Origin of the sequence: Micromonospora parastrephiae, from assembly GCF_016802865.1 — a bacterium.
Taxonomy (GTDB): domain Bacteria; phylum Actinomycetota; class Actinomycetes; order Mycobacteriales; family Micromonosporaceae; genus Micromonospora; species Micromonospora parastrephiae.
On the sequence record NZ_JAEVHM010000208.1, the window covers coordinates 1 to 9007 of the forward strand.

Annotated in this window: 6 protein-coding genes; 5 read left to right on the plus strand and 1 reads right to left on the minus strand. The window is 73.5% G+C overall.

Features of this window, described 5'->3' with window-relative positions:
- Together JNW91_RS33250 and JNW91_RS26830 are read left to right on the plus strand one after the other, a co-directional pair.
- On the plus strand, nucleotides 1–911 hold a 911-nt coding region (locus tag JNW91_RS33250), incomplete at its 5' end, for a S8 family serine peptidase (RefSeq protein WP_255545296.1).
- Complete coding sequence (locus JNW91_RS26830; protein ID WP_255545297.1) at nucleotides 908–3595, plus strand: S8 family serine peptidase; 2688 nt, start codon at nucleotides 908–910, stop codon at nucleotides 3593–3595. The genes JNW91_RS33250 and JNW91_RS26830, both read left to right, overlap by 4 nt.
- A 67-nt stretch (nucleotides 3596–3662) precedes the next feature.
- Here the strand turns inward: JNW91_RS26830 and JNW91_RS26835 are convergent, their stop codons facing one another.
- Nucleotides 3663–4682 (minus strand): helix-turn-helix domain-containing protein, encoded by a 1020-nt coding sequence (locus JNW91_RS26835; RefSeq protein ID WP_203178184.1) that lies wholly within the window; start codon nucleotides 4680–4682, stop codon nucleotides 3663–3665.
- A 102-nt stretch (nucleotides 4683–4784) separates the two neighbouring features.
- Between JNW91_RS26835 and recN the strand changes: the two genes are divergently transcribed.
- From recN to JNW91_RS26850, 3 genes are all read left to right on the plus strand, one after another.
- On the plus strand, nucleotides 4785–6542 hold the full coding sequence (gene recN / locus JNW91_RS26840; protein WP_203178186.1) for a DNA repair protein RecN: 1758 nt from the start codon (nucleotides 4785–4787) through the stop codon (nucleotides 6540–6542).
- A 119-nt stretch (nucleotides 6543–6661) separates the two neighbouring features.
- Complete coding sequence (gene steA / locus JNW91_RS26845) at nucleotides 6662–7840, plus strand: putative cytokinetic ring protein SteA (protein ID WP_203178188.1); 1179 nt, start codon at nucleotides 6662–6664, stop codon at nucleotides 7838–7840.
- Nucleotides 7841–7867: 27 nt separating this feature from the next.
- On the plus strand, nucleotides 7868–8809 hold the full coding sequence (locus JNW91_RS26850) for a copper transporter (protein WP_203178190.1): 942 nt from the start codon (nucleotides 7868–7870) through the stop codon (nucleotides 8807–8809).
- Nucleotides 8810–9007: the final 198 nt, after the last annotated feature.

The following is a 9007-nucleotide window of genomic DNA, read 5'->3' on the forward strand; positions in this document are numbered from 1 at the left end:
CAGGCGCCACGCCCGTCCGCGTCACCCTGATCACCGGCGACCAGGTGGAGCTCGCGCCGGCGGCGCCGGGCCGGGTCGCCGCCACCGTCCGCCCGGGGCCCGGGCGCGAGCGGGTCATCTTCCAGACCCTGGAGGTCGACGGCGGGCTGCGGGTGCTGCCCAGCGACGCCCTGCCCTACGTCTCCAGCGGTGTTCTCGACGCCAACCTGTTCGACGTGCAGGAGTTGGCCGCCGACGGCTACGGCGACGCCGCGCAGGGCGACCTGCCGCTGATCGTGCGCTACCAGGAGCCGGCCGCCGGCCGGGTCCGACCGCTCGCCGTCGCCGCCGAGGCCCGCCCCCTGGGAAGCATCAACGGCGCGGCGCTGCGGGTCGGCAAGGGCGACCTGGGCGGCCTGTGGACCACGCTCGCCGCCACCCCGAGGAGCCGGGCCACGGCCACCGCTCCCAAGCTGGGCGGCGGGATCGCCCGCGTCTGGCTGGACGCGCGGGTGCGTCCGACGCTGGAGCACAGCGTGCCGCAGATCGGCGCCCCGGCGGCGTGGGCGGCCGGTCGGGACGGCAAGGGCGTCACGGTGGCCGTGCTCGACACCGGCGTCGACGCCACCCACCCCGACCTGGCCGGGCGGATCGCCGAGGCGCAGGACTTCTCCGGCAGCGGCAGCGCCCGCGACGGCCACGGCCACGGCACGCACGTCGCGGCCACCATCGCCGGCAGCGGCGCCGCCTCGGCGGGGCTGCGCAAGGGCGTGGCGCCCGGCGCGCGGCTGCTGGTCGGCAAGGTGCTCGACGACGGCGGTTCCGGCAGCTCCTCGGCCATCATCGCGGGCATGGAGTGGGCCGCCCACTCCGGCGCGAAGGTCGTCAGCATGAGCCTCGGCGCGACCCGACCGACGGCACCGACCCGATGAGCCAGGCGGTCAACGACCTGACCGCCGAGACCGGCGCTCTCTTCGTGGTCGCCGCCGGCAACTCGGGCGCCGCGCGTACCGTCGGCTCGCCGGGCGCGGCCACGGCCGCGCTGACCGTCGGCGCGGTGGACCGCGACGACAACCTGGCGGAGTTCTCCAGCCGTGGTCCGCGTCTCGGCGACAACGGCCTCAAGCCGGAGATCACCGCGCCGGGCGTCGGCATCGTCGCCGCGCGGGCCGCCGGCACCACCATGGGTACGCCGGTGGGCGACGCCTACACGACCGCGTCCGGAACCTCGATGGCCACTCCGCACGTGGCCGGCGCGGCGGCGATCCTCGCTCAGGAGCACCCGGACTGGGCGGCAGGGAAGCTCAAGGACGCGCTGGTGAGCACCACGAAGGCCAACCCGGCGCTGACCGTCTTCGAGCAGGGCGGCGGACGGGTCGACGTGGCGCGGGCGCTCAAGCAGCAGGTGTACGGCTCGTCCACGGTGGACTTCGGTCGGATCACCACGGGCGGCGCGGCGGTCGAGCGGACCGTGACGTACACGAACGGCACGAAGGCCGCGCAGACCCTGCGGCTGGCCCTGGAGCTGCGCAACCTGGACAGCGGCGCGGCCGAGCCCGACGGGGTCGCCGTCGCCTCCGGCGAGGTGAGCGTGCCGGCCGGTGGCAGCGTGGCGGTGCCGCTGCGCGCCGACCCGGCGAAGCTGGCCCGGGGCCCGCACGGTGGCTGGCTGGTGGCGACCGGTACGGACGGCGTCGCCGTGCGCACTCCGGTCGGGCTCACCGTCAGTGGCCCCCTGCACCAGGTCACCGTGAAGGTGCTGGACCGGCAGGGCCAGCTGACCCTCTCGCCCGGGCTGACCCTCTTCGGTGAGCAGCCCGAGTCGGACTTCTGGGGCTGGTGGCCCGGCGAGGGCACCCTGCAGGTCGAGGAGGGCACGTACCTGCTGACCGCGCTGGTCGAGCACGGCGCCCCGCTGGACGAGCAGGTGACCCAGGCCGTGGAGCCGGAGTTGACCGTCGACCGGGACCTGACCGTGGTGCTCGACGCCCGCAAGGGCACGCCGGTGCGGATCGAGACGCCGAAGCCCAGCGAGCAGCGGGCCACGCTCAGCTACTACCTGCACCGGGTGTTGGGCAACGGCCGGCAGATCGACCACGGCGTGATGGCCTACAGCACCGTCCAGCAGGTCAACGTCACGCCGACCCGCCAGGTGCGTCAGGGTGAGTTCGAGTTCGCCTCGCGCTGGCAGCTCGTCGCGCCGATGGTGGACGCGACGATCAGCGGGGTGTCCGGTCCGTCGGACATCAACCTGCTGGGCACGTCGCCGGCGCCGACCGGTCGGCGGAAACTGCCGCTGGTCTGGGCCGGCACCGGAACCTCCGCCGACCTGGCCCGGGTGCGGGGCGCCGCCGCGCTGCTCGCCGCCGACCCGGACCGCACGGAGGAGGAGCAGGTCGCCGCAGCCGCGGCGGCCGGCGCCACGGCGGTGCTGATCGTCCGGCCGGAGGACCGCTCGGCGTGGACGGTCTGGCGGCCGGCCGGTGAGCGGCTGCCGATTCCGTCGATGGTCGTCGCGTACGACGACGGGCAGCGGCTCATCGCCGCGGCGCGCAAGGGCCGGGCGACGCTGGACCTGACGTTGACCGTGGACAGCCCCTACCTGTACGACGTGTGGCAGGTGTCGAAGGGGCGGGTGCCGGAGCTGATCGTGCACACGGTGACCGCGAAGAACACCGCCGAGGTGACCGCCAGCTACGGCGACATGGGCGCGGGGTGGGCCAGCGAGGAGCGGTTCGGCTGGCGTCCGTGGCAGGAGTACGCCTGGAACGACGACCAGCGGATGGTCCGCAACGGCACCACCCGTCAGGAGTTCGTGAGCGCCGGGGACAACTGGTGGCAGCACCGGGTGCTGCACAGGTCCATGTTCATGCAGTGGGGGCAGTTGACCGGCGGTCTGACCGAGGAGCCCCGGCGCTACGCCGCCGACGACCGGGAGACCGAGACCTGGCACGCGCCGGTGGTCCGCCCGGCCGTACCGGCCAGCGGGGCGCCGGTGCCCACCCGCACCGGTGACATCCTGGACCTGCGGGTGCCCGAGTTCGTCGACGCCGACGGCCACCACAGCGTGGCCGGAAACAGCGAGGAGTCGGACACCGTCGAGGCCCGGGTCAGCCGCGACGGGCAGCAGATCGCCGATCTGTCCGGCGGCTGGGCGCCGGTGCCCACCAGCTCCGGGGCGGCCCGTTACCGCCTGGACGTGACCACGCGACGGTCCTCGGCCGAGTGGCGCTACGCCACGCGGACCGCGACGGCCTGGGAGTTCACCTCGGCCCGACCGTCGGGCGCCGCGGCCGAGCCGCTGTCGCTGTTGCAGGTGGACTACGGGGTGCCGGCCGACCTGCTCGGCACGGTACGCGGCGACCGGTCGCACCAGCTGGGGCTGACCCTGCGCCAGCCGGCCGGGGTTCCCGCGCCGACGGGCACCAGCGTCCGGGTGGAGGTCTCCTTCGACGGGGGCGTCACCTGGCGGTCCGCGCCGACCAGGGGATCGGGTACCCGGTACACCGCGACGGTGCCGGCCGGGCACGGAACCGTCTCGCTGCGGGTGCACGCCCGGGACCGGGCCGGGAACGCCGTCGACCAGACCGTGGTGGACGCGTACGGGCTGCGCTGACCTGAGCGGGTCGTCTGCCCGCTCGACGTGGGGCCCGCCGTCGCTTCGACGGCGGGCCCTTCCGCGCTCAGATCCAGCCGCGCCGGGCCACCTGGAACGCCAACCCCGGTCGGGTGTCCACGCCGGCGGCGGCCATCAGCTCGGCGAGTCGCCGCTGCACGGTCCGCCGGCTCACCCCGAGCTGGGAGGCGATGGACTTGTCCGGTACGCCCGCCACGAACAGGGACAGCAGGCGCGCCTCGTCGGCGTCCGGCCGGTAGCCGTCGGCGGGGCGGTCGTCGGGATCGGTGCGCCGGCCGTCGCCGACCGGGTCGGTGAGCGGGTCCTCCAGCCGCAACCGGGTGGCCACCCGCCAGTGGCTCTCGAACAGGGCGATCAGCGCGTCGAGCAGTTGACTGCGGCCGATCACGGCGGCGCTCGGCTCGCCGCCGTCGCGGTCGGGCACCAGCGGGCAGATGGCCGTGCGGGCGTCCACGATGGCCAGTCGGACCGGCAGGCGGTCCAGCACGCGCGCCTGTTCGCCGGCGCCGACGCCCTTGGCCAGGTCGGCGAGCGCGCCCGGTTCCAGCAGTAGTTCCCGCTCGTAGATGGCCCGGTAGCTCACCCCACGGGCCAGCGCGTCGAACTCCTCCAGGTTCTCCGGCCCGGCCATGGCGAGGGGGTTGGCCCGGCAGAACCAGAGCACCTCCGTACGCGCCGAGTTCTGCAGATCGCGCAGCCGGTCGCGCAGCACCCGGGCGCCGGTGATCACCTCGACCAGGTGGTCGACGTGGTGCCGGCGCAGCCCGGAGCGGTACTCCTCGGCCAGTTGGGTGACCCGACGGCGGGCCGCCTCCAGGTCCTCCTGCCGGCGCAGCAGCGTCGCGCCGAGGGCGACGTCCGGGGCGTTCGGGCGCAGCGGGGCGTCCGGGTCGGTGTCGGTGGACTGCACCAGGCCCTTGCCGCGCAGCGCCTCGACCTCGGCGACGACCTGCGCCCGCGGCCGGTGCATCCGGCGGACCAACTCGTCGATCCGGGCCGTGGTGAGCTGCAGCAGGCAGCGGTACAACTCCTCCTCGGCGGGGGTCAGGCCGATCACGTCCAACACGGGGCAGAACTGTACGTCGGCCAGGTGCGGGCCGCTGCGGGACCCACCAGCGGCGCCTGTCGGCTGGTCAACTGTCGTGCCTCGCGTCTACTGTCGGGTGCTGTGCTGGAAGAGCTGCGCATCACTGGGCTGGGCGTCATCGACGACACGACGCTGCCGTTGACCGGCGGGATGAACGTCATCACCGGCGAGACCGGTGCGGGCAAGACGATGGTGGTGACCGGTCTCGGCCTGCTCTTCGGCGGCCGGGCCGACGCCGGGCGGGTCCGTGCCCAACCCGGCCGGGCCGTGGTGGAGGGTCGGCTGCGGCTGGAGGGCCGGGTCGCCGACGCGGTGTACGCCCGCATCACCGAGGCCGGCGGTGAACCCGACGAGGACGGCTCGTTGCTGCTGAGCCGCACGGTGACGGTCGAGGGCCGCTCCCGCGCGCACGTCGGTGGCCGGAGCATGCCGGTGTCGATGCTCGGTGAGGTCGGCGAGCAGGCGGTGGCCGTGCACGGCCAGTCCGACCAGCTGCGACTGCTGCGCCCGGCCGAGCAGCGCGCCGCGCTGGACCGGTTCGCCGGCCCGGCGCACGAGAAGCTGCTCGACGCGCTGCGCGAGGCGTACACGGGGTGGCGGCGGATCGTCGACGACCTGGCCGACCGGCGGCGCAACGCCCGCGAGCGCAACCAGGAGGCCGACCTGCTGCGGCTCGGCCTCGACGAGATCACCCGGGTCGATCCGCAGCCCGGTGAGGACGACGAGCTGAAGACCGAGGCGCAGCGGCTGGAGCACGCCGAGGGGCTGCGTACGGCGGCGCAGCTGGCGCAGCTGTGCGTGGCGGGCGGCGCGGAGGCGGCCGACGAGACGCCGGACGCGGCGGCGCTGCTCGGCACGGCGCGGCGCACCCTGGAGGCGCAGGCCGGCACCGATCCGGCGCTGGGCGAGTTGGCGGCCCGGCTGGAGGAGGCGGCCACCCTGGTCACCGACGTGTCCGCGGAGCTGTCGGCGTACCTGGCGACGCTCGACGCGGACCCGGCCCGGTTGCAGCACGTCTACGAGCGGCGGGCCGCGCTGCGCGCGTTGACCCGCAAGTACGCCGACGACGTCGACGGGGTGATCGCCTGGGCCGACCGGGCCCGCACCCGTCTGTCCGATCTGGACATCTCCGACGATCTGCTCGACGAGTTGGAGCGCGAGGGTCAGCGGTTGGCCGGTGAGGTGGCCGACCTGGCCGGCCGGGTGTCGGCGTCGCGGCAGGAGGCGGCGGTGCGCTTCGCCGACCAGGTCACGGTCGAGCTCGCCGGGCTGGCCATGCCGCACGCCCGGATCGAGGTGGCGGTGCTGCCCCGCCCGGCCGGGCGTGCCGAGCCGGCGCTGTCGGTCGGCGGTGTCGAGGTTGGTGTCGGCCCGGACGGCGGTGACGAGGTGGAGCTGCGGTTGCTGGCCCACCCGGGCGCGCCGTCGTTGCCGTTGCAGCGCGGCGCCTCCGGTGGTGAGTTGTCCCGGGTGATGCTCGCCATCGAGGTGGTCTTCGCCGGCTCGGGTGGGCCGCCCACCCTGGTGTTCGACGAGGTCGACGCGGGGGTCGGCGGTCAGGCGGCGGTGGAGATCGGCCGCCGGTTGGCCCGGTTGGCCCGCAGTCACCAGGTGTTGGTGGTCACCCACCTGCCGCAGGTGGCCGCGTTCGCCGACCGGCATCTGGTGGTGGCGAAGGACACCGGCGGCGCGGTGACCACCAGCGGCGTACGGGTCGTGGAGGACACCGAGCGGGCCCGGGAGCTGGCCCGGATGCTCGCCGGTTTGCCCGACTCGGATCTGGGTATCGCTCACGCCGAGGAGCTTCTGGCCGTAGCCGCAAAGGAAAGGCGGCCGTGACGCCGCGTATTGTGAGCGCAAGCACACCGGCTTGTGCCGACGTGTGCTTCCCTGGGTAGGCGGCCCTGCTCAGGCATGTCGCGACAGAAAAGCCTGCCTCACATGCCAGGATGGTCACGATGCGTCTACCCACGTTGCGCCGGAACCGAAACGCGGAGCCGGGCCAGGTCCTCGGCACCGCGCGCCTCGATCGCCGGACAAAGCGCCTGGTCGGCCGGCTGCGCCCGGGTGACATCGCGGTCATCGACCACGTCGACCTGGACCGGGTGGCGGCCGATTCACTGGTGGCCGTCGGGGTCGCGGCGGTGCTCAACGCCAAGCCCTCGGTGTCCGGCCGTTACCCGAATCTCGGCCCGGAGGTGTTGATCGCCGCCGGTATTCCGCTGCTCGACGACCTGGGTGAGGGCGTCTTCGAGCAGATCCGCGAGGGCGACCAGGTGCGCATCGAGGGCAACACGGTCTTCGCCGGCGACGAACCGGTGGCGCACGGCAGCCTGCAGGACGCCGAGTCGGTCGCCAAGGCGATGGCCGACGCGCGGGAGGGCCTGTCGGTGCAGTTGGAGGCGTTCGCCGCCAACACGATGGACTACCTGCGCCAGGAGCGCGACCTGCTGCTCGACGGTGTGGGCGTCCCGGACATCGAGACGCAGATCCAGGGCAGGCACTGCCTGATCGTGGTGCGCGGCTACGACTACAAGGCCGACCTGGACGTGCTGCGCCCGTACATCCGGGAGTTCAAGCCGGTGCTGATCGGTGTCGACGGCGGCGCCGACGCCCTGGTCGAGGCCGGCTACACCCCCGACATGATCATCGGGGACATGGATTCGGTCACCGACGACGTGCTGCGCTGCGGCGCCGAGGTGATCGTGCACGCCTACCCGGACGGGCGGGCGCCGGGTCTGCCCCGGGTCAACGGTCTCGGCGTCCCGGCGGTGACCTTCCCGGCCGCGGCGACCAGCGAGGACCTGGCGATGCTGCTGGCCGACGAGAAGGGCGCCTCGCTGCTGGTCGCCGTCGGCACCCACGCCACGCTTGTCGAATTCCTGGACAAGGGTCGCGGCGGGATGGCCTCGACGTTCCTGACCCGGTTGAAGGTCGGCGGCAAGCTGGTCGACGCCAAGGGTGTGAGCCGGCTCTACCGGCAGAGCATCTCCGGTTCGTCACTGCTGCTGCTCGTGCTCTCGGCGATCGCGGCGATGGCGTCCGCGGTGGCCGTCTCGACCGTCGGCAAGGCGTACTTGGGCGTGGTCGCCGAGTGGTGGGACAATTTCGTGTTCCAGCTGTACCGGCTTTTCTAGTTCCCGACCGATCAAGAGGCTGCAAGCGTGATCAACTTCCGCTACCACGTGGTGTCCCTCACCGCGGTCTTCCTGGCTCTGGCGATCGGCCTGGTGGTCGGCACGGCCGCCCTCAACGGCCCGGTCGCCGACTCGCTCAAGGAGCAGGTCACCGGCCTGCGCAAGGACAATCAGCAGTGGCGCCAGACGGTCAGCAACATGGAGAAGCAGCTCGGTCTGGAGGAGGAGTTCGCCGAGGAGATGTCCCAGGTCGTGCTGCCGGGCACCCTCACCGGGCGCCGGGTCGTGGTGCTCAGCCTGCCCAACGGGCGCGACCACACCGAGGGTGTGCTCAAGAAGCTCCAGCTCGCCGGCGCCACCATCACCGGCCGGGTCGACCTGCAGGACAAGTTCGTCAACCCGGACAACAACTCCAACCTGCTGGAGTTGGCCGTCACCGCCGCCCGGCCGACCGCGCAGACCACCGGCCTGCCCGGCAACGGGCACGGCGTGGAGACCTCCAGCGCCCTGCTGGCCAGCGTCCTGCTGGACCGGTCGCAGGGCGCCGCGCCGGTCAGCGACGCCGACCGGCGGGCGGTGCTCGCCGCGTACAACAACGCCGGCTACCTGACCACCGACAGCAACAAGGTCACCGGCTCGGCGGAGGCGGTCGTCGTGGTCAGCGGGCAGCCGTACGTCGACAAGGACTCCGACAAGCGGGACGAGTCGGTCGTCAAGATCGCCGAGCAGTTCGACCGGACCGGGTCGATCGTGGTGGGCGGCAACGGTTCCGTCGGCGGCAACCTGGTGGCGGTGGTCCGCGGTGACCCGGTGCTGGCGCAGACCATCTCCACGGTCGACAACGCCAACACCGTGCAGGGCCAGCTGGTCACCAGCCTCGCCCTGGTGCAGCAGCTCACCGAGAAGAAGGCGGGTCAGTACGGCGTCGGCGACAACGCGGCCTCCCTGCTGCCTAGACTGCCCCAGTGAGCGAACGACGTACCCCCGTGTCCGTCCTCGACGAGGCGGCGCGTGAGCGAGCGGAGCCGAGGCACAGCAGACCGGCGTCTCACGCCGCTGCCGGGCGAAGGCGACACCCGGCTCGAGCTGTTCGCCGAGGAACGCCATTGACCGATCCCGTCCCGGCGGCGGGTTCTCGGACGGTGACCGCGGCGAGCACGGCCGCCT